The organism is Actinoallomurus liliacearum, assembly GCF_039542035.1.
In the GTDB taxonomy this organism is placed as follows: domain Bacteria; phylum Actinomycetota; class Actinomycetes; order Streptosporangiales; family Streptosporangiaceae; genus Actinoallomurus; species Actinoallomurus liliacearum.
Genome location: NZ_BAABHJ010000039.1, coordinates 148147 through 169642, shown reverse-complemented (window position 1 = coordinate 169642; position 21496 = coordinate 148147). Strand labels below are relative to the sequence as shown.

Sequence of the window (21496 nt, the reverse complement as noted above, 5' to 3'; positions counted from 1 at the left end):
AGTAGAGGTTGTCACCCTGCCGAACACTCAGGTCAGCGCTGCGGGTCCCGACTCAGCTTGACCGAGTGGAGCAGCGGCGCGGTGCCCTGACCGGCAACCGCCACATCATCGGGTGAGATTCCGAGCGCGTCGGCCGCGCGGCACTGGATCGCGGTCGCGTACTCGGTGCTCACATCGGACAGCAGGCGGATGGTCGCTTGCCCGCCGTGGTGGCGGATGAGGGCGCAGCGGCGGCGCAGGAGTGGTCCCAGGACGTCGAGGAGGTCGCGGGGCCACAGGCCGCCGATTTGGTTGTCGTCCGCGCGGCCGAGCAGCCGGAGCCGGCTGCGGTCATCCAGGCGGCCGAGGTCGGTGGTGCGTAGCCGGTCATCGGCTGCTGGCTCGGTGAGGTCGAGCGGTATGCCGATGGTCGGGCTGGTGAGCTCGATGACGGGCTCGCCGCCGGCGGTGTCGACGATGGTGCGTACGCCGGGCATCTCGGTGCCGACGGTTCCGAGTGAGTTGATGCCGGCTTCGGCGTCGAAGTGGGTGAGGCTGGCGGTCTCGGTGAGGCCGTAGCCCTCGCGGAGGTCGATGCCGTGGTTGCGGTAGTCCATGACCGCGGTCGTGCTGAGCGGCGCGCCGCCGGAGTCGACCAGGACGTGACGCGGCAGCGGGCCAGCCGCTTGAGCGTGGTCAAGGATGACGGGGTTGGCCAGGACGATGAGCCGGTCCGCCGTACCGGCCAGGTGCTTGGCGTCATGGAGGACCCGTGGGAGGGATCGGCTGAGGTGCAGGCGGGCGCCGAGCCGGGCGGCGAGGAGAACGCCTGCGACGAAGGTGAAGTTGTAGGCGGCCGGGAGCGCCGTAACGATGATGCTGTCCTTGGTGACGTGGTAGATCTGCTCGTACCAGGCGGTGACCTGGTCCAGCTGCGCACGGGTGAACCCGTACCCACGCGGCGTACCGGTGGTGCTGCCGGAGGTGAACATCGCCACGTCCCAACCGCCGCGGACATCCCCGCCGGTGTGCGCGTCGGCGCGGACCCGGCGCTCGTCGATCTGCACGACGGTCCCGTCGGGCAGGGCGCCGGTCGGCGGGCCGGGAAGCAGGACGAGGCGATGGCCGGCCTGCAGCGTGGCCTGCGCGGCCGCGGCGATCCGGGCCTGGTCGGATCCGTGCAGCAGGTAGGCGCTGGGCTGGCTGATCGGGCGGGTCAGGGGCAGGTGGGTTTCCTCGGCGAGGACCTGCGCGGGTGCCGGGTCGGTGCCGGTGGTGGAGATCGTCCAGTCAGGCATGCCATATCTCCTCAGTGCGGGCGGTGTGCTCGTGAGTGACGAACTGGGTGATGGCCGCGACGGCGGCTGCCAGGGCTTCGTTCGGGCGTTGGCCGGCGGTCCGGGGAGGCGGTGGCGGGCCGGGGGCGGCCGCGCGCATTGGCACGCCGATGTCGGGGAGCCGGACGGTCAGCAGCGCGATCCCCGGTGCGGGCGCTTCGATCGCGGCGTGCCGGAAGGCTTCCTCGGTGGCGGCTTTGGCCGCGGCGTAGATCAGTGTGCCGGGTGCCGGGGCGCCGACCACGTCGCTGGAGACGAGCACGACGGGCAGCGGACGCGGCAGCAGCCAGCTGGCGGCGCGCAGCAGTTGCAGGTGGGCCAGGCAGTTCACCTGCATGCACGCGGTGAACGCGTCCGGGGTGAGGTCGTCCAGGGTGGCGCGGGAGTCGACGCCCGCCGCACACACCAGCGCGGTGATCGGAAGCCCATCGGCGAGGTGTTCGGCGGCCGCCGTGGTGGCGGCTGGGTCGGCTAGGTCGCAGGGCAGGAAGTCGTGTCCGGCGGGTAGCCGGGCCGGGCGGGCCCGGCCGACCGCGCACAGTTGGCCAGGCCACGCCGGGACCAGGGCGGCGAGCAGTTGCTCGCCGACCGTCCCGGTGCCGCCGGTGAGCACGAGCACGTGGTCATTCATCGCAGAGGACCACGCGGCCGGTGGCGGCGTTAAAGTGCACGGTGACCAGCCGCAGCGGCAGGCCGAGTAGCTTCAGGAGCTGGCGGACGCGGCCCTGCTGGACCTCGTAGTAGTCCTCCAGGACGTTCAGGTGCGCGGTCACCGGCGCGGCCTGGTCGAGCACGTCGGCCACGAGCGCGGTGATGTGCGGGTCGGGCCGGTGCGGGTCGGTGACGTCGGCGAACCGCCGGTAGTACTCGCCGAGCTCGGCGACCTTCTCATCATGCGGCTGGTCACCGGACAGGATCTGCGTGGCCTGCTCGTGCACTCCGACCGTGAGGCCATACCGCTCGGCGAAGTACTGGTCGAACCGTACGGGGGCGGTGCGGTAGGTCAGCAGCGCGGTCTCGAAGAACACGCAGCCGGTGATCGGCGTACCGTCGATGCCCTCGAACAGCTCGCAGTGGCTGCCGTCGGGCAGCGGCAGGAACAGGTTGCCGCCGCGGCGGTCGAACCGGTTGCCGAGCTTGGAGTGGCGCAGCCGCTGATAGAGCGCGACGACGATGGCGCGGATGATCGGTGAGGACTCACAGATCAGGTGCATCGGCGCGCCGCCGAACGTCTGCCGCAGGAACTGGCGGTAGGTGGTCGGGGCGAGCCGGACCAGGACGTGATCGTCGTCCATCATCGGCGTGAGCACCGGTGGGCAGGTCTGCTGTTCGGCGAGCAGTTCCATCAGCGCGGCGCCGATGGCCACGCCGGTGTCCTGGTCGACGTCGAGGTCCCGGTCCAGGTGGATGTGGCCAGCCTCCATGCTGACCAGCTCCGGGCCGATGTAGCGGGACAGCAGGAGGCGGGCCTCCTCGGCCATGGCCTGGTGCGTGACGGCGCCGGTTTCCGGTGGCGCGGTCAGGGTCGCGGCCGTGACGTTGCTGGTCTGCTCGGTCACGGCGGCGGCTGCGAACGCGTCCGCGCTGATGCGGTAGGCGCCCTCGCCCATCGGAACGACGGTGCTCTGGCCCGTCGTCAGGGTGGTGATGGTCGGGAGCTGCCGGGCGACGTGGCCGATGACGTCGTCGGTCTCGGGCCGGGCGCCGGGCTGGTAGGTCCAGGAGGCCGCGCTGACGCCGCACGGGTCGGCCTGGACCACCAGGAAGTCGACGCCTGTGGGCAGCTGCTGCTCGTGCGCGTGCGCCCACAAGGCGAGCGCGGCCTCGACCGGGGTCAGGTACTCCAGGAGCGCGGACAGCTCGTAGCGGAACTGCCGGCGCAGGCGGCGCCGGGCGCAGCGCACCGCCATCCAGTAGTCCGGGGTCGCCGGCGGCGCGGCGATGGTCACGTCGCCGGTGTCGGTCTCGGCGGCGGGGTCGGGCCGCAGCCACGGCGTCGGCAGCAGGCGGCCGCGCTGGGCCAGCCGGGCCCGGGTCACGATGACCAGCTCCGACAGGACCTTCAGGGAGTCCGGGAGCCGGTCGGAGCCGCGTAGGCGGCGCAGCGCGTGCTCCTCGACGCCGGCCTGCAGGCCGAGCTGGCCGATGTCGACGATGCGGGAGAAGTGGACGAGCTCCTGCTGGATCTCGCTCGCCTCGCCGGAGATCGTGCCGGTGCCGTGTTCGAGGTAGGCCGCGGCCAGGTCGACCGGGTCGATGCTGCCGGCGTCGACGTCGGCCAGGGCGGACAGGAACTGGGCGGGCACGTCGCTGCCGTGCAGGGAGGCCAGGACGGCCAGCCGGCGCAGCAGCCGGTCGAGCGCGCCGGCCAGCGCGTCGGGCGACAGGTCGGCGGTGGTGGCGTGGTCGAGGGCGGAGAACGCCGCGAGCAGGTCCCGGCTGAGGCTGGTCTGATCGCGGTAAGTGCTGGTGAAGATCATGAGCGCTCCCTGACTTGAGGGGTCTTGGGGGTCAGTGAAGAGCGCCCCGGGTCCGGGCGGAAGGTCGGAACGTATTGAAGGCATTGCAATCGGTGGGCATGCTGGCGGCATGGCGCGTCAGCGAAGCCGCCCCATCCAGAACCCCGCGTTACGAGCGGCGATCGACCAGGCCGGATGGACCCTGGCCGCCGCCGCCGGAGCCATCAACGCGGTCGGGGCCGAGAACGATCTCCCTCTGACCTACGGCGCCGGTGCCATCGCGCACTGGATCGCCGGCGTCGTCCCGCGCGACGAGACGATCCCCATCACGGTCGAGGCCTTCGCCGGGCACTCGGCCGCCCGGGACTGACGGCCGAGGATCTTGGCTGGGATGCCCCGGCGATGACCGACATTCGCGCGGACCCGTGGCAAGGTGACCCCGTGGCGTGGCTGATGCGGCTGGCAAGGAGTGACATGGACCGCCGAACTGCACTGGCCACCGGCCTCTACAGCCTGGCCGCCCTCACGATGCCCACCGCCCCGCACCGCATCCTGTCCCGCTCCGGGCCCGGCCGCCGCGCCGGCGCGGCCGACGTCGCCCGGATCCGCGCCACCACCCGCCACCTGGCCGATATGGACGACCTGTACGGCGGCGGGAACGCCCGCGCCGCGGTCGCCGGATACCTCGCCGGCGAGGTCGGCCCACTGCTGCGCGGCACCACCGGCCGGGCCCGCCCGGACCTGTTCCGTGCCGCGTCCGAGCTGACCTACCTGGCCGGGTGGATGGCCGTCGACGCCGGCGCGAACGGCCTGGGCCAGGGGTACTACATCGAATCCGTGCGCCTGGCCGAAGAGGCCGGCGACCCGCTGCTGCGCGCGACCGCGCTGCGGTCCATGGCCATCCAGGCGATCGAGCTCGGTCACCCGCACCGGGCCGTCGACCTGGCCGAGGCCGCGGTGTCCGGGATCCGGCGCGGCTGCCCGACACGCACCCGCGCCTGGATCACCGGCGCGCACGCCGAGGCGCTGGCCGCCGCAGCCGACGGCCGCGACGCCCGCCAGGTCCTCATCCGCGCAGAACGCGACCTCGAGCGCGCCGACTCCCTCCCCGAGGACGCCTGGTACGGCGGCTACCGCCGCGAATCTTTCGAGCACCAGACCGGCACCCTCCTGGCGAGCCTCGGCGACCTGCCCGAAGCCGAACGGCACCTGGCCGCGTCCGTGAATACGCGCCGGCCGATCGAGCGCCGCACCCGTGCGCTGATCGCCGCGCGGCTCGCCCGGGTCCAGTACCGCCGCGGCCGCCGGGACGCCGCCGCGCAGACCCTCGGACGGATCCGCGACGAGCTGCCGACGGTCGCCTCGGCGCGTATCCGCCGCGAACTGGCTCCCCTGCCCCACGACCTGCTCCCGGGCACCCTTCACCGAAATCACCGGAGATGATCACGCGGCGTGGTTACCATCGGCGCGTGACCACGCCGCAATCCGTGCAGCCGGCCGCCACAGCCGTACGCCTACGCTGGGGGGAGTTGCCCGCGCCGCTCCGCGAGGGCCTGGCCGAGCTGCTCGGCGACATCGCCACCGCCCACGTCCAGGGCGGCGGCTTCACACCCGGTCTAGCCGCCCGACTCCAGCTCGCCGACGGCCGCCGCGTCTTTGCCAAGGGCATCCCCGCCGCGCACCCGCTCGCCGGGAAGTACCGCGACGAAGCCGCGACCACCCGGGCGCTTCCGGCGGCCGCGCCTGCGCCCCGGCTTCACTGGGACGGCCAGATCGCCGACTGGGTCGTCCTTGTCCTGGACGACGTCGAGGCCCGGCACGCCGACCTGTCACCCGGCTCCCCGGACGTTCCTCGGGTGGTGGCCACGATCGCCGGCCTGGCCGACGTCCTGACCCCCTGCCCCGTCGACGCACCCGCCGCCGAGATCGAACTCGCCGACTTCGTGCACGGCTGGGGAACCCTGGCGGCCACGCCGCCCACCGACTTGGACGAGTGGACCCGGCGGCACCTGGACGACCTGGCCGCGCTCGAGACCGCCTGGCTCCCGGCGGCCGCCGGCGACACGCTGATCCACGGCGACGTGAACACCTCCAACCTCCTCATCGACCCGGAAGGCAGGGCGTTCCTGATCGACTGGGCGCAACCGGCCCGCGGGTCGGCCTGGCTCGATGTCGTCGACCTCGTCCCTCACCTGATCCTGGCCGGGCACACGCCCGCCGCAGCGGAAGCCGCGCTCGCCGACGTACCGGCCTGGCGGGACACCGACCCGGCGGTCATCACCAGCTACGCCGCGGCGTTCGCCGGCTACTGGGCCCGCAGCTCACGTCAGCCAGCGCCGCCGGGAGTCCCTCACCTGCGCAGTCACCAGGGACGGGCCGCTCGTGCGGCGATCGCCTGGACGGTACACCGCACCGGTTGGGAGTAGTCGCGCTGGAGGCGGTCAGAAGTCGGGTTCCTCGACGTACCGGGGCACCCGGCGGTAGTTCTGACCGGGTACGGGCTCGAGGTCGACGGCACGCATCCACACGTCAACACCGCGCCAGAGGACGTGCTCTCGCGCGAGCCAGGCGACGTGGGCGTGCCAGGCGCCTCTCTTGTCGCGCGCCCAGCCGAGCAAGAAGACGTATCGGCCGGTCGCCTTGATGCGGACGACCGGCGCGAACATCTCCGACATCTTCACGATTCGAACAGGCTAGCGATAGGGGTGCGGAGGAAGTCGCGGGCCGCCTACCGCACCGGCCCGCGATTCTGACTCTAGGTAGTCATTCATTGACAAAGAGTGTTCGCCTGGCGATGCTTGGCAGGCACGCGCTCCGCCCCTGCCCCTGGAGAACCTTCCCCAGTGCCTGTCATCCCCCGTGTCCGCAGATCAGCCTTCGCCGTCATGGCGGCCGCCGTGACCGCTGCGGTCCTGGCACCAGCCGCGCCCGCGTCGGCGGACCCGCCCGAAGCGCCGCCGGTCGCCACCGCCCGTAAGGAACTCGCACACCTGACCATCGCCGCGCCGCATTCGATGGCCGGGTACTCCAGGGCGAAGTTCCCGCATTGGATCGAGCAGGGCAACAACTGCAGCACCCGCGAGGTCGTCCTCAAACGCGACGGCCAGGGCGTCACCACCGACGCCGAGTGCCGGGCGGTCTCGGGCACCTGGATCAGCCACTACGACGGCAAGATCCTCGCCAGCGCAGCCGGGGTCGACATCGACCACGTCGTCCCGCTCGCGAACGCCTGGCGGTCCGGCGCCGATGCCTGGACCACTCCTCGGCGCAAGGCCTTCGCCAACGACCTGAGCGACCCGCAGCTGATCGCGGTCTCGGCCGCCAGCAACCGAGCCAAGGGCGACCAGTCACCGGACCAGTGGAAGCCGCCGGCCGCCTCCTACTGGTGTACCTACGCCCGGATGTGGACGCACATCAAATACCTGTACGCCCTCAACGTCACCCAGCCCGAGGAAACGGCCCTGACCACCATGCTGGACACCTGTCACTGACATGGCCGAGCTAACGTCACCATTCACGGCCGCACCGGGCGGGGTGATGACCGACGATGTCGGCGTCATCACCGGCAACCTCGAACTGCGCACCACCTGTAGCCCCGGCGGGGCCGTGGCGGTCCAGGTTCGCTACGCGGGCGCCGAGGAGTGGTACCGGCTTGGCGTCGCTGACGTCACGTTGCATGACGGACGCGACCACCAGGCGGTCCACCAGGCACTTCTTGGGGTGTTACACCGCCCAGAAGGCTGATCCGTTTCGCCGTGGTGAGCTGCTGCTCTGCGGTGGCTCACCACGGGGCGGCAGCACTCGCGATCATCCATAGACGTTGCTTCCAGGACACCACCCTCCGGAAGCGAGGAGCCGTGCCGCCCTATCGGAAGGTGCGGCCGAATGGGTCTCCGGCCTGCTGCCGAGCAAGACTGAAACAAGAAGTGTCCCGGCGGAACGGCTGCATGCAGCCGTTCCGCCGGGACGCTCATGTTCAGCCTCCCCCGGTCAGATCAGGGGAAGACAGGAGTCACCGGTCACTTCTGCGGCTTGTCCCACGGCGCGTCGGACCGCTCCTCGGACGGCCCGGACTGCCCCTGGGACGGCCGGGACTGCTGCTGGTCCGAGCCGGTGTTGTTGTTCGAGTTGGTCGCCATGGTGTTTCTCCCTGATCTAGTCCGTCCACGCTGAATGCGTGGGCCACCTCCTGTTTGAAGGGGCCAATCGACACTGTTCGGGCACGACAGGGAAACGCACGCCGCGGGAAGAAGATGATCTGACACGTTCGAAGCCGGTCAACTCGGTCTCGGGCAACGCGGAGCGCCCCGCACCCGCAACGACGGGTACAGGGCGCTGCTCATCGGCCACGGATCAGGCGCGCTTCCACCGCCACCGGCCGTTCGAGTACTTCACGCACCGGTACCGCTTCCCCGTCTTGTACGCGTACCCGTAGTGCTTGTGCGCCGCAGCCGGGCAGAACGAGCCTGGCGTGATGCACGTCCAGTGCGAGGTCCCGGCGGCCTTGTGCGCGTGGCAGCGCGCCGTCGAGATCGCGGGGGCGGCATTCGCCGGCGCGGCGACGGCGGAGATACCGCCACCGATGATCGCGGCAGCCGCAACGGTGACCGCGAGGTTCTTCAGCATTCGACTCCTTCGGCGAGTGCGAAGCGGGGGATTCGGGAACAAGCTGTGTTCTACCGGCTACCGGACGGTCGGCGCATGGCTCTGGCCAGACCCGGACGGCCAAGGCGGGAGACGATTGGAGAGGGCAACCCCACGCGCGCTTAAAGCGTCTCTGGAGGCTGGGCAGCAACGATAATCGGCGTGTCGGGAGCTGACCGGATTCGGACGGTAACGCAACCGGTCGCCCAGGACGGCGCGTCATTCCCCTGCACCCGAATTGCAGGAGTCCCCATGCGCCGAACCCTCACCGCAACCATCACCGCCGCCGCCCTCGCATTTCCCCTCACCGCCGGCACCGCGTCCGCAGCGACCCGACACCACATGCTGATCAGCGGACCGAACGGGGCGAGCGCCAAGCCGTCCTGGGTATACGACAACAACCCGAACCCGAAGAAGTCAGCGCTCGCCATCGCCGCTACGGCGTTCAACACCGCCCACGACGCGCTGATCCCGCTGAAGGGCACCAGCCTGTGTCTGCAGCGCAAGTCGACTCGGGGCGGCAACTGGCACAAGTTGACCTGCCGGATGACGGACCGCTACGGCGACGTCCGGTTCGTGCTGCAGTCCGCGCCGCACTCCGGCTGGTACTACCGGATCCATCACTACAGCTCGAAGTACTTCTACGCAGCTACGAGCCGCACGATCCACCCGGTCTACTGATCCCGGACCCGATCAAGCCGCCCCGCCCTCCGCGAGGACACTGTTGGCGAATCCGCCCCGTCGGCCCAACTGGCGGGGCGGAGCGCCGCTGATAGGAACTGTCCAGTTAACCGTACAGTCCCCACCTGAGCGGTCCTCCGATGCTGCTGCCGTCTGGGCCTGGGGTGCCTGGCCGAGGGTGCAGGCGGACGGCGGTGCGAGCGTGGGCGGCCAGTTCGGGAATGTCTTCGGTGATGTCCACGATCGGTGGAGGAGTGGTGTGAGGCATGCGGGCCATCTTCTTACCCAGCGCCGACGGAACGGTCTCGATTCTCGATCCCGCGCGCGATCGGGGCTCCCTGCTAACGACCCTGCGCTTGAAGCCGAGTCGAAGGCGTCTGCCGCGCTCATGGCCGGTTACGAGGGCGTGGCCGCCGGACGGGAGCAGTCGTCGTGTTCTGGGTCTGACCCGCCTTGCCCGGTCCAGGCGGTCCGGATCTGACGGAACTCCTTGTAGGATCCGCCGATCCGTGAGCAAGCGCAGGGCATCTACGTGCGGCGATGTTGGAGCTAAACAACGGATCGGTGCCTGATTTCCGGTTGATCATGAGCAATCGAGCGCCGCCTTACCCATGAATCAGCAGCGTTGGAGTCCGTCCTGACCTCGGGTGGCTCATGAGCGCGCCACGCCAGAAGTGTCGATCTTGGTCTCGCCTGAGTACGGCCTGACGTCGGCCGGTCGGGCGTGGCTTGTTGGCTGAAGCTGGGGCCGGGATGCCGGTGACAGGCAGCGGCGGGCTCGGGGTTGTCAGACGCTGACCTGCCGCGCCGTTCGAGGATGCGGTAGGCGGTTAGCTTGATCGGGTCCAGGGTGAGGACTGCGGCGAGTGCCCAGCCCCAGGACAGGCTGAGGAGGTCCCAGTCGATGGGGCGCATCAGGAAGCCGGTGAGGGCGGTCGCGGTGGCGAGGGCCTGGGTGCCGATGACGGTGCCGAGCAGGATCCACGGCGGCCGGTGGGACCCCCGCTGCGCTCACCGGCCAGCGGCGTAGCAAGGTGACCGCGCTGTGGCCGCCGCCGACCGGCCGACCGTCGCCCCTGGGAGGCGGGCTTGCGGCCATCTGGCTGAACGAAGGACTCGCCGAACGCGCTGGATGTCTACGACTCTGTAGACCGTCTACGTTAGTGTAGTCATCCAACTACTCTGAGCGACAAAGGTGGGTGGATGTCGGAGATGCGGAGTCGCCGCGCGGCGGGTGTGTTGGAGGCGGAGGTGCTCGCCGCGTTGTGGGCGTCGGCCGAGCCGTTGACGCCTGCCGAGGTTCAACGACGGCTGGGTGGTCGTCTGGCCCGGACGACGGTCGCGACGATCCTCTCCAGGTTGCACGACAAGGGGGCGGTGGACCGGCGGAGGTCAGGGCGGTCGTTGTTCTACACGCCGGTGCATGACAGTGATGGGCTGGTCGCACGCCGGATGCACACGGAGCTGGGCAAGGGACGCGACCGGCGGACCGTGCTGGCCCGGTTCGTCTCAAGCCTGAGCAGCACCGACGAGCGCCTGTTGCGGTCACTGCTGGGTGAGGATCCGGGCGAGGGGGGCGGGTCATCGTGATCGCGGTGTGGGTGCCCTTGCTGGCTCCGCTGATCCTCGCCGTGGTGTTCCGGCTTGCCGGACCGTGGCGGCTGGAAGAGCGCATGCGGCCACGCCTGGCGGTGTGGGTGTTGACGATCTCGTCGATGAGCCTGGCGGTGTGCACGGTCGTGGCGTTGGTGGTGCTCCTGGTCGCCGGCCTGCTGCAGGTTCCGGCCATGGCGAGTGTGGTGCCGATTCCGCCTGGGATCACGCGGTGGCTGCCGGTGGGCGTCTGGCCGTTCGGTTCCTGCCTTGCGGGGGCGCTGCTGCTGGGCATGGCCGGCGGCCTTTTGCGTGTCGCACGGCGGCATCGGAGCGTGCGGCGTGAGGCCTGGGCGCGGGCGGTGCGGTACCCGGTACACGGTGATGTGACCGTAGTGCCCGACGTCGACGTCGACGCCTACGCGTTGCCCGGCCGTCCCGGACGGGTGATCATCACTGGCGGAATGCTCCGGCATTTGAGGCCGTGTGAGCGTCGTGTCCTGCTGGCCCATGAACGATCGCACCTACGTCACGGGCATCACCGGTTCCTGCTGGCCGCCGAGTTGGCCGCGGCCTGTCACCCTCCGCTGCGCTCGCTGGGGGAGACCGTGTCGTACTGCGTAGAGCGATGGGCCGACGAGGACGCCGCTGCGGAAGTCGGTGACCGGGCACTGGCGGCCAAGGCGATCGGCAGGGCCGCGCTCACTTCGCACACCCGTCATTCCGCACCTTTGGCACGGATCGCATCCGGCCCGGTTCCGCGGCGGGTCGCCGCCCTGCTGGACCTGCGGGAGGCCGATCCGATGCGCGGCCTGTGCAGCCATCTGACCGCACTCGTTCTGGTCTCGTGCCTGGCCGTCTCGGCCGCCGGCGCGCTAGACGCCACGACCGACCTGCAAGAAGCGATCCTGGCCGCGCCGACGGCCACCTGACGGCCACCTGACCTCCGCGAAAGCGCGGGCGACCAACAAAAGGTGATCAAGGAGTCCTCAATGGTGCAATCTCAGCTCCTCGCCCAGATGCCGCACACGGCCGTCAGCCCGGGCCGGCGGTTGCGCGCTGCGATCGCCGCCGAGGAGATCACCCCGCTGATCGGGGTCTTCGACATGTTCTCGGCGTCGGTCGCGGCCCGGCACTACGACGGCTTGTTCGTCTCCGGATTCGGGTTCGCGGCCTCCTACTACGGCCTGCCGGACATCGGATTCATCGCCTGGCCCGACATCGTCGGATTCGTCCAGCGGCTGCGGCTGGCCTTCCCCCGCCAGCATCTGCTGGTCGACATCGATGACGGGTACGGCGACCCGGAGGTCGCCTGTCACGTAGTCGAGCACCTGGAAGCGATCGGCGCCTCCGGCGTAATCCTGGAGGACCAAAAACGTCCCCGCCGGTGCGGCCACGCCGACGGCAAGCAGGTCCTTCCTCTGGAGGAGTATCTGACGAAGCTGGAGATGGTCCTGGACACCCGCCGCGATCTGGTGGTGGTAGCGCGTACCGACGCCACCGACGAGGCCGACATCATGCGTCGGGCCCAGGCGCTGGCCGCGACCGACGCCGACGTCGTCCTCGTCGACGGCGTTCGCACCGCCGATCAGATCGCCAGGGTCCGTTCGGTCGTCGGAGACAAGCCTCTGCTGTTCAACCAGATCGCCGGCGGGAAGTCGCCCAGGCTGTCCCTACCGGAGTTGCAGGCGCTTGGGGTGAACGTCGCGATCTACAGCACCCCCTGCCTGTTCGCCGCCCAAGAGGCCATCGACCAAGCGCTGATCGGGCTGAAGCAACGCCAGGGGCGGCTCGCCGACCCGCGCCCGGGCGCTATCGGCGTGGCGGCCTCCACCGAGTTGCTCGAAGACAACATCAGCCGCCATCACCCCAAGGCGCAGCCACCCGTCCAGGCCGCGCTGTGACTCCGGCACAGGCGATCGCCACCACCTTGGCCGGTGTCGCCGCCGGAGCGATCAACACGGTCGTGGGATCCGGAACGCTCATCACGTTCCCGACCCTGCTCGCCCTCGGCTATCCACCGGTCACGGCGAACGTGTCCAACACCCTGGGGCTCATACCCGGATCACTGTCGGGTGCCTACGGGTACCGGAGCGAGCTCGCAGGCCAGCGCATGCGCCTCACCAGACTGGTAGTGGCCTCCCTCCTGGGAGGCACGCTGGGTGGTCTGCTGCTGCTGACGCTGCCCGCGTCCGTCTTCTCCGCGGCGGTCCCCGTCCTCGTCACGGCCGCGCTCGTCCTGGTCGTCATCCAGCCGCGAACGGCACGCCGCATGGCGGCCAGTGACCGGCACCACTACGGCACGGGGCCCGTCCCGGCGCTGGCCGTCGCCGGATGCGGCGCCTACGGCGGATACTTCGGCGCCGCCCAAGGCGTGCTGCTCATCGCCACCCTCAGCCTGTGCCTCCCCGATGACCTGCAACGGCTCAACGCGATGAAGAACGTCTTGGTCGGCCTGGTCAACCTGACCGCAGCGATCATCTTCCTCGCGGCCGCCCCGATCGCCTGGCCGGCCGTCGGCTGCATCGCCATCGGCTCCCTCCTCGGAGGCCACATCGGCGCAGGCATTGGCCGACGGCTACCACCCGCTGTACTTCGAAGCGTGATCGTGACGGCAGGACTCACCGCCATCGCGAACCTCGTGCTCATCCGGAAGTAGACACGCGAGACCGCGAGGTAGACGGCGAAGCACAGCTCGGCCACCAGGTAGCCGAGGTTCAGCTTCTCTCACGGTGTTCGACGAGGGTGCCAGCTCCCGATCGACCAGGCCATCGCCTGCATACTCGCCAATGACGCTTCCGCCGATCGGGGCACCGGGTGAGCGCTCAGGCCTGCGGGGGAACGTGAGAACGCGGCTGATGCCGGCTGATGTTGCGTTCGAGGAGGGCGGTCGCGGCGGCCACGCCGACCGCGCCCGGGCGCGGCTCGGGAAGCCGCCCCTCGCGTTCCTTCAGCGCGACGAGATCCCTGTCGATCGCCTCCTGCGCGGCGAAGAGGCAGGGCGCGCTGTAGATGGCAACGTCGACCCCGAGTTCCCCCAGTTCGGGGAGCGACAGCCGGGGAGACTTCCCGCCGGCCATCTGGTTGAACAGCAGCGGCTTGCCCTGGACGACGGCCCGGACCTTGGTGATCAGCTCGGCGGCGGGTATGCCGTCGACCAGCACGGCATCCGCGTCGGTGGCCGCGAGCGCGGCCGCGCGGCGTAGTATCTCGGGTTCTTCGGTGGCGTCGGTACGGGCGACCACGACCAGGTCGCCGCGCGTCCGCAGTACGAGGGTCAGCTTCTCGAGGTACTCCTCGAGTGGGAGGATCTGTTTTCCTTCGGCGTGACCGCAGCGCCGTGGCCGCTTCTGATCCTCCAGGATCACTCCGGAGGCGCCGATCGCTTCCAGCTGCCGGACGACGTGGCAGGCGACCTCCGGGTCGGCGTAACCGTCGTCGATGTCGACCAGGAGGTGATGAGCGGGAAAGGCCAGCCGCAGCCGCTGGACGAAGTTCACCATGTCGGGCCAGGCGATGAAGCCGATGTCGGGAAGCCCGTAGTACGAGGCCGAGAACCCGAATCCGGAGACGAACAGGCCGTTGTAGTGCCGGGCCGCCACCGAAGCCGAGAGCATGTCGAATATCCCGATCAGCGCCGTGACCTCCGGCGAGGCGATCGCCTGGCGCAATCGTTCCCCGGGCCGCGCCGTCTCGGACAGTGAGCCGGTGAGCCTGTCTTGCGTTGTCGAATCCATGGTTCCCCCCCGAGACATGGATGCGTTTCCCATCCCACCCCTCAAGCTAGGAAGCTCGCGGTTAGCGGACTCGATTCCGATGGCTAGACGACGGCAAAATGCGCTCGGCGGCGGACTCGCGCGCCGTCACGGCCGTACCCCGCTCAGTCCCGCGCCAGTGGGAGCAGGAGGGTGAACGTCGCGGGCACGGGGCGGGTCAGGAGCAGGCGACCGCCTTCGGCCTCGGCGAGACTGCGGGCCATGGCCAGGCCGATGCCGTGTCCGGGGGTCCCTGCCGCGCGGCGGCGGAAGATCTCGTCCGGAGGCCGGCTGATGCCGGGGCCCTCGTCGACGACGTCGACGGCGAGGGCGTCCCCGGCGTCGCGGACGCTGACCGTGACCGGGCCCGCGCCGTGTCGTGCGGCGTTGTCGATCAGGACGTTGAGGATCTGGCGGACGGCCGCGGTGGAGGCGTGGGCGGACGGTGGGTCCGGTTCGATGGTCAGGCGCAGCGGGCGGCCGTGGGCGGCCAGGCCGGCGTGCCAGTTCTGGCGGATCTCGTCGATGAGGACCTTGGCGTCGAGGGTCCCGCTGTGATCGGGGACGTCGCGCGCCAGGGCGAGCAGATCGTCGATGATCGTCTGGAGGCGATTCGTCGCGGCGATGGCCGTGGTGATCGCCTTCTCGGAGGCCCCCGCCGGGGTGTCCCGCATGGCCTCGAGGGTGAGCCGCAGGCCGGTCAGCGGTGTGCGCAGTTGGTGGGACGCATCGGCGGAGAAGGCACGTTCACGGGCGAGCAGGTCGCCGAGGCGTTCGGCGGTGGCGTTGAGGCTGGCGGAGACCGAGTCGATCTCGGGGATTCCGCTGGGCCGGGTCCGTACGCTCAGGTCGCCGTCGCTGAGTCGCTGGGCGTCGGCCGACATCTCCTCCAGCGGCCGGGCCAGGCGCCGGGCCTGGCGCTGGGCGAGGATCGCGGTGAGGCCGACCGCCAGTAGGGCGACCCCCAGCATGATGAGCCAGGTCCGCGCGATGCGCCGGTAGACGACCTGCTTGCCGGTGGCCGCGCGGATCGCACCGGTGACGCGTTCGTTGTCCGCGACCGGCACGGCGACGACGATGTCGGGCCCCCTGGATTCGTTGGCTGCACTACCGCGCAGCGCCGCACGGACCGCTCCGTCGGCGTGGACCGGTCCGCGACCGGTGATCTTTCGCCCGGAGGCGTCGTAGACGCCGAGGGTCATGTCGGGTTCGGTGCGGGGCAACTCGATGGGATCGCCTCCGGCCAACTGCGCGGGCGCCACCGCGACAGTCGCGCCCGTGACCAGCCGCGACAGTTCCGCTCGCTCATCGGCGATGTACGAGCGCGCCAGGCCGATGGCGAACGGCACGCCGAACAGGCTGATCGCCAGGACGGCGGCCAGCACCGCCAAGGTCACGATGCGTCTGCGCACGCCCGTCCCCTTCAAGCGACTGCCGATTGCGGGCCTGCTGCCAGTCTGCCGTCACAGTCGCCGATGGGACCGCTCCGACCACTGATTTTGCCGTTGTCTAGCCATCGGGGCCAGGTCGGCTAACCGGGAGGTTCCTAGCGTCGGGTGCGACGGATGGATTTCTCAGAAAGATCGGGGGCCGCTCATGACAGCTCCTCGAAGTGTGATCCACGTCGGGGGCGCGGTTGTGCTCGTCGCAGCGTTGGCCGCATGCGGCGGCGGAAACGGTCAGTCGGTCGCCGCCTCAGGCCGAACCGCTGCCCGCGCGCCCTCGCCGCCGCCTACGCCGAAAGAGACCAACCCTCCCGGTGACATCCCCGACAGCCAGGTCTTCGTGCCGTTCACCGCGGCCGGCGGCCTGTTCACCGTCAAGGTCCCCGAAGGCTGGGCGCGAAGCCAGAACGGGTCCGCGACGGCGTTCACCGACAAGTTGAACACCGTCCGTGTCGAGGCGCGCCCGGCGGCCGGCGCACCGACCGTGACATCGGTGCGGGCGACCGAGCTGCCTCAGATCCGGTCCTCCAGTCCCGGATTCACGCCGGGCGATGTGACGCTGGTGCAGCGGAAGGCGGGCCCCGTCGTACGAATCACCTATCGGGCCCAGTCTCCCGCCAACCCGGTGACCGGCAAGACCACCCAGGACGCGGTCGAGCGCTATGAGTTCTGGAAGGCCGGCAATGAGGCGATCCTCACTTTGTCGGGTCCGGTGGGCGCCGACAACGTCGATCCGTGGCGGACCATCACCGATTCCCTGCGGTGGCTGCGATGAGCCTCGGCGCGACCACTTCCACGGCCGGTGAGGTCACCGATCCGGGAGACGACGTCGTGTTGTCGGCCCGTACGCTCTACCGCTTCTTCCGCGCCGGGGACGAGGAGACGCTGGCGCTGCGCGGCGTGTCCTTGTCGCTGCGCGCCGGGGAGCTGGTGGCGGTCGTGGGGCCCTCGGGGTCGGGCAAGTCGACTCTGCTGGCGTGCCTGGCCGGGTTGGACGAGCCCGACGGCGGCACGGTCGTGGTCGGCGGGCGACGCATCAGCCATCAGCCCGAGACCGTACGGACCCGGCTGCGGGCCAGCATGATCGGGCTGGTGTTCCAATCCGGGAACCTCCTCGAGCACCTGACCGTCCGGCAGAACGTCCGGCTGGCCCAGCGGCTCGCCGCCCGAGGTCGGCGCGGTGCCGTCGACGCGCTCTTGGACGTGGTGGGGCTGGCGGCGCGTGGCGCGGCGTACCCGAGTCGGCTGTCCGGCGGTGAGGCGACGCGCGCCGGGCTCGCGGTCGCCCTGGCGGGAGATCCCGCCGTGGTGCTGGCGGACGAGCCGACCGGCGAACTCGACTCGGCCACCGAGCGGCAGATCCTCGATCTGCTGGCCGAACGCGCGCGCTCCGGGGTGGCGGTGCTGGTGGCCGGCCACAGTCCGGCCGTGGCCGCCGCCGCCGACCGCGTCATCCGGCTCCGTGACGGGCAGGTGGTCTGATGAGCGTGCGCGATGGTGCCACCACGCGGACGGACGGAGCGCCGGCCGCGCCCGCTGACCGTGCATTGGTGCGGTGCGTGAACGTGGCGCGCACCTTCGGTGCCGGTCCGACGGCCGTCGTCGCCGTGCACGACGTGTCCTGCACAGTGCCGCCCGGGGCGCGTGTGGCGTTGATGGGGCCGTCCGGATCGGGCAAGTCCACCCTGCTGCACCTGATCGCGGGCCTGGACGCTCCGACCGGCGGGACGATCGCCTGGCCGGGCCTCGGCGGTGGCCCTAACGGCAGACCCGGCCTGATCGGCGTGATCTTCCAGGGGCCCAGCCTCATCCCGACACTGGACGTCACCGAGAACGTCGCCCTGCCGCTGCTGTTCGCCGGCGTGTCCGCCGAGGCCGCCGCCGCGCGCGCGACTGTGGCTCTGGAGCGGGTCGGGATCGCCGATCTGGGGCCGAAGCTTCCTGAGGAGCTGTCCGGTGGACAGGCCCAGCGCGCCGCCGTCGCCCGTGTGATCGCCGGTCGGCCGAGGCTGATCCTGGCCGACGAGCCCACCGGTCAGCTCGACCACGAGACCGGCGGCCACGTCATCTCGGTGCTCCTCACAGCGGCGGAGGAGCTCGAGGCCGCGCTGATCGTCACCACACACGACTCCCAGATCGCCTCCCGGCTGCCCCACCGATGGACCATGCGCGACGGCGGCCTCACCACGCGCGGCACCGGCCCCGGTGCGGACGACAGGAGGCCATGATGATCTGGATCTGGCTCCACGGCCTGGTCCGCAGGCGCACCGCCCGGATGGCCGCCGCAGCGGCCGGAGTCGCGGTCGCGGTGGCGCTGCTCGCCTGCCTCGGCGCGTTCCTCGCCGCTTCGAAGGCGACCATGACCGCACGGGCCGCCTCCGGCGTGGCGGTCGACTGGCAGGTGCAGGTGACCGGCGGCACCGATCCGGGCTCGGTCCTCGGCACCGTACGGGCCGATCCGGCGACCCGGCAGGCCCTCCCGGTGGGTTTCGCGCAGACCAGCGGCTTCACCTACACCGGGCCGACCGCCCAGACCACCGGGTCCGGAGTCGTGCTGGGCGTGCCGGACGGCTACTTCCGGGCCTTCCCCGGCGAGGTTCGTACGCTCACCGGATCCGGGACCGGCGTGCTGCTGGCCCAGCAGACCGCCGCCAACCTGCACGCCGGACCCGGCGACACGATCAGCGTGGGCCGTGTCGGCGTGGCTCCGGCGCGCGTGCGCGTCGACGGGGTGGTGGACCTGCCGCAGGCCGACTCGCTGTTCCAGAAGGTCGGTGCTTCGCCGGGCTCCCAGCCGTCGGCGCCGCCGGACAACGTGCTCCTGCTGCCCCAGGCCCTCTGGCACCAGGTGTTCGATCCGCAGGCCAGGACCCGCCCGGACCTGGTCACCACACAGCTCCACGTCCGGCGCTCCCACGCGCTGCCCTCGGACCCGGCAGCGGCCTACACCGCCATCACGGCGGCCGCCCGGAATCTCGAGGCCCGAACCGCAGGCGGGGCCATGGTCGGGAACAACCTGGGGGCGGCGCTGGGCTCCGCGCGCGAGGACGCGGCGTACGCGCAGATTCTGTTCCTGTTCCTCGGCCTGCCCGGGGCGGTCCTGGCCGGGTTGCTGACCGCCGCGATCGCGGGCGCCGGGGCGACCCGGCGGCGTCGCGAACAAGCGCTGCTGCGCTCCCGCGGCGCCTCCGTCCGCCAGGTGACGTGGCTGGCGGCCGTGGAGGCTGCCGTGGTGGGCGTCGCCGGCAGCGTCGTGGGGCTCGCCGTCGCGGCGCTGGTCGGCAGGGTGGCGTTCGGCTCGGCGCGCTTTGGCGCCACGACGGCGACCGCCGTCGCCTGGACCGTGGGTGCCGCCGTGGCCGGTCTCGTGATCGCCGCGCTCACCGTCCTGGTGCCCGCGTACCGGGACGCTCGGGCGATGACCGTGAGCGCCGGGCGCCTCACCGTCGGCCGTACCCGGGCACCCGGCTGGAGCCGCTATGGGCTGGACTTCGTGCTGCTGGCCGCCGCCGGAGCGGTGTTCGCCGTGACCGGCCGCAACGGCTACCAACTCGTCCTGGCCCCCGAGGGACAGCCGACCATCTCGGTGTCGTACTGGGCGTTCGCCGGGCCCGCGCTGCTGTGGCTCGGCACCGGGCTGCTCGCCTGGCGGCTGTACGACCTGCTGCTCGGCAGGGGGCGGCGGCTCGTCGGCGCCGGGCTCCGCCCGCTGGCCGGTGGGCTGTCGGGTACGGTCGCCGGGAGTATGGCGCGCCAGCGCCGGCTGCTGGCCCGGTCCATCGTGCTGCTCGCCCTGGCGGTGGCCTTCGCCGCCTCGACCGCGACCTTCAACTCCACCTACCGCCGGCAGGCCGAGGTCGATGCCCAGCTGACCAACGGCGCCGACGTCACCGTGACCGAATCGCCCGGCGCGTCCGTCGGCCCCGACCAGGCCCGGAGACTGGCCGCCGTGCCCGGGGTCAAGAGCGTCGAGCCGCTGCAGCACCGCTTCGCCTATGTCGGCTCGGACCTGCAGGACCTGTACGGCGTCCGGCCCGGCACCATCAGAGGCGCCACCGCCCTGCAGGACGCCTACTTCACCGGCGGCACCGCGAAGCAACTGACCCGCACCCTGGCGGCCAAGCCGGACTCGATCCTGGTATCGGCCGAGACGGTGAAGGACTTCCAGCTAGGCCCCGGCGACCTGCTCAACCTCCGTTTGCAGGACGGCCGGACCAAGCGCTTCACCACCGTGCCGTTCCACTACATCGGCATCGTCAAGGAATTCCCGACCGCGCCGAAGGACAGCTTCCTGGTCGCCAACGCCGCCTACGTGGCGCAGAAGACCGGCAGCGCCACGATCGGCGCGTTCCTGGTCGACACCGGCGGGCGACACATCGCTCCGGTCGCCCACCGGATCCGCTCCCTGCTCGGCCCCACCGCCACGGTGACGGATCTGGCCACCACCCGCCGGGTGGTCGGCTCGAGCCTGACCGCCGTCGACCTGGCCGGGCTGACCCGCGTCGAGCTGACGTTCGCGCTGCTGCTCGCCGCGGCCTCCGGCGGGCTGGTGCTCGCGCTCGGCCTGGCCGAACGACGTCGTACCTTCGCGATCGCGACCGCCCTGGGTGCGAACCGGCGGCAACTGCGCGGCTTCGTGTCCGGGGAGGCCGCCACGCTGGCCATCGGCGGGCTGGTCGCGGGCGGACTGATCGGCGCGCTGGTGTCGCAGATGCTCGTCAAGGTGCTGACCGGCGTCTTCGACCCGCCACCGTCGGCACCGACGGTGCCCTGGCCCTATCTCACGGTCGTCGTATTGATCACCGTCGCGGCGCTGGCCGCGGTGGCCGCCACCGCCGTGCGACTGGCACGCCGTCCCGCCGTGCAGGTCCTGCGGGAGCTGTAAGGGTCAACCGGAGGGGACGTCCAGCCGGTAACCATGGCCCCGCAGGGTGACGATGTGCGGGATGATGGTGGTCTCGTCGGCCGCCTCCGCCAGCTTGCGGCGCAGCGCCGCCACGTGCACGTCGAGGGTCTTGGTCGATCCGAACCAGTTCTCGTCCCACACGTCGGCCATCAGCTCCTCCCGGCTGACCGCAACCCCGGCCTGGCCCGCGAGCCTGGCCAGCAGGTCGAACTCCTTGGCCCGCAACGTCACCTCGCGATCCGCGGCGAAGCACCTGCGGGCCGCCGTGTCCACCACGAGATCGCCGACCGCGAAGCGCGCCGGCCGCGCGGGCGGCGGTGCACCGCGCCGCAGGTGCGCCCGGATCCGGGCGAGCAGCTCCGCGAACCCGAACGGCTTGCTCACATAGTCGTCGGCGCCGGCCTCCAACCCCACGACGACATCCATCTCCGTGTCACGCGCGGTCACGATGACCAGCACACACCCCGGCTGAACGGCCCGGATCCGACCGCACACCTCAATCCCGTCCAGATCCGGCAGGCCCAGATCCAGCAGCACGAGATCGAAGGAGGCCAGCGTCGCCTCACGGATCGCACCGCGCCCCGAACGCCGCCAGACCACCTCGTGGTCGTGCAGGCGGAGCCGGGACTCCAGGTGACTCCCGATCGTCTCGTCGTCCTCGACGATGAGCAGACGCGCCACCCGCTCATTCTAGAAA

At 71.0% G+C, this 21496-nt stretch carries 22 protein-coding genes; 14 read left to right on the top strand and 8 right to left on the bottom strand.

The features are described from left to right. Positions 1-32: 32 nt before the first annotated feature. The 3 genes from ABD978_RS38250 to ABD978_RS38240 are packed head-to-tail and all read right to left on the bottom strand — an operon-like array spanning position 33 to position 3796. On the bottom strand, positions 33-1277 hold the full coding sequence (locus tag ABD978_RS38250; RefSeq protein ID WP_345365572.1) for an AMP-binding protein: 1245 nt from the start codon (positions 1275-1277) through the stop codon (positions 33-35). Continuing rightward, complete coding sequence (locus ABD978_RS38245) at positions 1270-1947, bottom strand: SDR family NAD(P)-dependent oxidoreductase (RefSeq protein ID WP_345365570.1); 678 nt, start codon at positions 1945-1947, stop codon at positions 1270-1272. Before ABD978_RS38245 ends, ABD978_RS38250 begins: the two co-directional genes overlap by 8 nt. Next, the gene (locus tag ABD978_RS38240) at positions 1940-3796 is read right to left on the bottom strand and encodes a hypothetical protein (protein WP_345365568.1); all 1857 of its coding nucleotides are present in this window, start codon (positions 3794-3796) and stop codon (positions 1940-1942) included. The genes ABD978_RS38245 and ABD978_RS38240 overlap by 8 nt, the downstream gene beginning before the upstream one ends. 109 nt (positions 3797-3905) lie before the next feature. Here ABD978_RS38240 and ABD978_RS38235 point away from each other — a divergent pair, with 109 nt between their 5' ends. From ABD978_RS38235 to ABD978_RS38225, 3 genes are read left to right on the top strand one after another with little or no spacing between them, the layout of a single operon-like run. After that, a complete protein-coding gene (locus ABD978_RS38235) occupies positions 3906-4145 on the top strand; it encodes a hypothetical protein (protein WP_345365566.1) in 240 nt (79 codons plus the stop codon). After that, positions 4061-5218, top strand: a complete 1158-nt coding sequence (locus tag ABD978_RS38230; RefSeq protein WP_486303915.1) for an NsdA family TPR-like regulatory protein — start codon at positions 4061-4063, stop codon at positions 5216-5218. Before ABD978_RS38235 ends, ABD978_RS38230 begins: the two co-directional genes overlap by 85 nt. A gap of 26 nt (positions 5219-5244) precedes the next feature. Next, complete coding sequence (locus ABD978_RS38225) at positions 5245-6201, top strand: phosphotransferase family protein (protein ID WP_345365562.1); 957 nt, start codon at positions 5245-5247, stop codon at positions 6199-6201. 15 nt (positions 6202-6216) lie between these two features. Here ABD978_RS38225 and ABD978_RS38220 read toward each other — a convergent pair whose 3' ends face one another. Continuing rightward, complete coding sequence (locus tag ABD978_RS38220) at positions 6217-6456, bottom strand: hypothetical protein (RefSeq protein ID WP_345365560.1); 240 nt, start codon at positions 6454-6456, stop codon at positions 6217-6219. Between the two features lie 204 nt (positions 6457-6660). On the opposite strand from ABD978_RS38220, the gene ABD978_RS38215 reads away from it, so the two are divergent. Continuing rightward, a complete protein-coding gene (locus ABD978_RS38215) occupies positions 6661-7266 on the top strand; it encodes a GmrSD restriction endonuclease domain-containing protein (protein WP_345365558.1) in 606 nt (201 codons plus the stop codon). 46 nt (positions 7267-7312) lie between these two features. Further along, on the top strand, positions 7313-7519 hold the full coding sequence (locus ABD978_RS38210) for a hypothetical protein (protein ID WP_345365556.1): 207 nt from the start codon (positions 7313-7315) through the stop codon (positions 7517-7519). A gap of 609 nt (positions 7520-8128) precedes the next feature. Here ABD978_RS38210 and ABD978_RS38205 read toward each other — a convergent pair. Further along, positions 8129-8401, bottom strand: a complete 273-nt coding sequence (locus ABD978_RS38205) for a hypothetical protein (RefSeq protein ID WP_345365554.1) — start codon at positions 8399-8401, stop codon at positions 8129-8131. Between the two features lie 270 nt (positions 8402-8671). On the opposite strand from ABD978_RS38205, the gene ABD978_RS38200 reads away from it, so the two are divergent. From ABD978_RS38200 to ABD978_RS38180, 5 genes are all read left to right on the top strand, one after another. Next, a complete protein-coding gene (locus ABD978_RS38200) occupies positions 8672-9100 on the top strand; it encodes a hypothetical protein (protein WP_345365552.1) in 429 nt (142 codons plus the stop codon). 1203 nt (positions 9101-10303) lie between these two features. Continuing rightward, the gene (locus tag ABD978_RS38195; RefSeq protein WP_345365550.1) at positions 10304-10690 is read left to right on the top strand and encodes a BlaI/MecI/CopY family transcriptional regulator; all 387 of its coding nucleotides are present in this window, start codon (positions 10304-10306) and stop codon (positions 10688-10690) included. Beyond that, positions 10687-11625 (top strand): M48 family metalloprotease, encoded by a 939-nt coding sequence (locus tag ABD978_RS38190; RefSeq protein WP_345365548.1) that lies wholly within the window; start codon positions 10687-10689, stop codon positions 11623-11625. The genes ABD978_RS38195 and ABD978_RS38190 overlap by 4 nt, the downstream gene beginning before the upstream one ends. A 60-nt stretch (positions 11626-11685) precedes the next feature. After that, positions 11686-12597, top strand: a complete 912-nt coding sequence (locus ABD978_RS38185) for an isocitrate lyase/PEP mutase family protein (RefSeq protein WP_345365546.1) — start codon at positions 11686-11688, stop codon at positions 12595-12597. After that, entirely contained in the window at positions 12594-13352 is a 759-nt protein-coding gene (locus ABD978_RS38180) for a sulfite exporter TauE/SafE family protein (RefSeq protein WP_345365544.1), read from the top strand. The genes ABD978_RS38185 and ABD978_RS38180 overlap by 4 nt, the downstream gene beginning before the upstream one ends. Positions 13353-13518: 166 nt before the next feature. On the opposite strand, the gene ABD978_RS38175 is transcribed toward ABD978_RS38180, so the two are convergent. Both ABD978_RS38175 and ABD978_RS38170 read right to left on the bottom strand, forming a co-directional pair. Further along, entirely contained in the window at positions 13519-14430 is a 912-nt protein-coding gene (locus tag ABD978_RS38175; protein WP_345365542.1) for an isocitrate lyase/PEP mutase family protein, read from the bottom strand. Between the two features lie 143 nt (positions 14431-14573). Continuing rightward, on the bottom strand, positions 14574-15860 hold the full coding sequence (locus tag ABD978_RS38170; protein WP_345365540.1) for a HAMP domain-containing sensor histidine kinase: 1287 nt from the start codon (positions 15858-15860) through the stop codon (positions 14574-14576). Positions 15861-16233: 373 nt separating this feature from the next. Between ABD978_RS38170 and ABD978_RS38165 the strand changes: the two genes are divergently transcribed. From ABD978_RS38165 to ABD978_RS38150, 4 genes are all read left to right on the top strand, one after another. Then, positions 16234-16668, top strand: a complete 435-nt coding sequence (locus ABD978_RS38165; protein ID WP_345365538.1) for a hypothetical protein — start codon at positions 16234-16236, stop codon at positions 16666-16668. Then, complete coding sequence (locus tag ABD978_RS38160) at positions 16665-17375, top strand: ABC transporter ATP-binding protein (RefSeq protein WP_345365536.1); 711 nt, start codon at positions 16665-16667, stop codon at positions 17373-17375. The genes ABD978_RS38165 and ABD978_RS38160 overlap by 4 nt, the downstream gene beginning before the upstream one ends. Positions 17376-17452: 77 nt before the next feature. Continuing rightward, positions 17453-18121, top strand: a complete 669-nt coding sequence (locus ABD978_RS38155) for an ABC transporter ATP-binding protein (protein WP_345365534.1) — start codon at positions 17453-17455, stop codon at positions 18119-18121. Then, positions 18118-20778 (top strand): ABC transporter permease, encoded by a 2661-nt coding sequence (locus ABD978_RS38150; protein WP_345365532.1) that lies wholly within the window; start codon positions 18118-18120, stop codon positions 20776-20778. The genes ABD978_RS38155 and ABD978_RS38150 overlap by 4 nt, the downstream gene beginning before the upstream one ends. A gap of 3 nt (positions 20779-20781) precedes the next feature. Here the strand turns inward: ABD978_RS38150 and ABD978_RS38145 are convergent, their stop codons facing one another. Further along, entirely contained in the window at positions 20782-21480 is a 699-nt protein-coding gene (locus ABD978_RS38145; RefSeq protein WP_345365530.1) for a response regulator transcription factor, read from the bottom strand. Between the last annotated feature and the right edge of the window lie 16 nt (positions 21481-21496).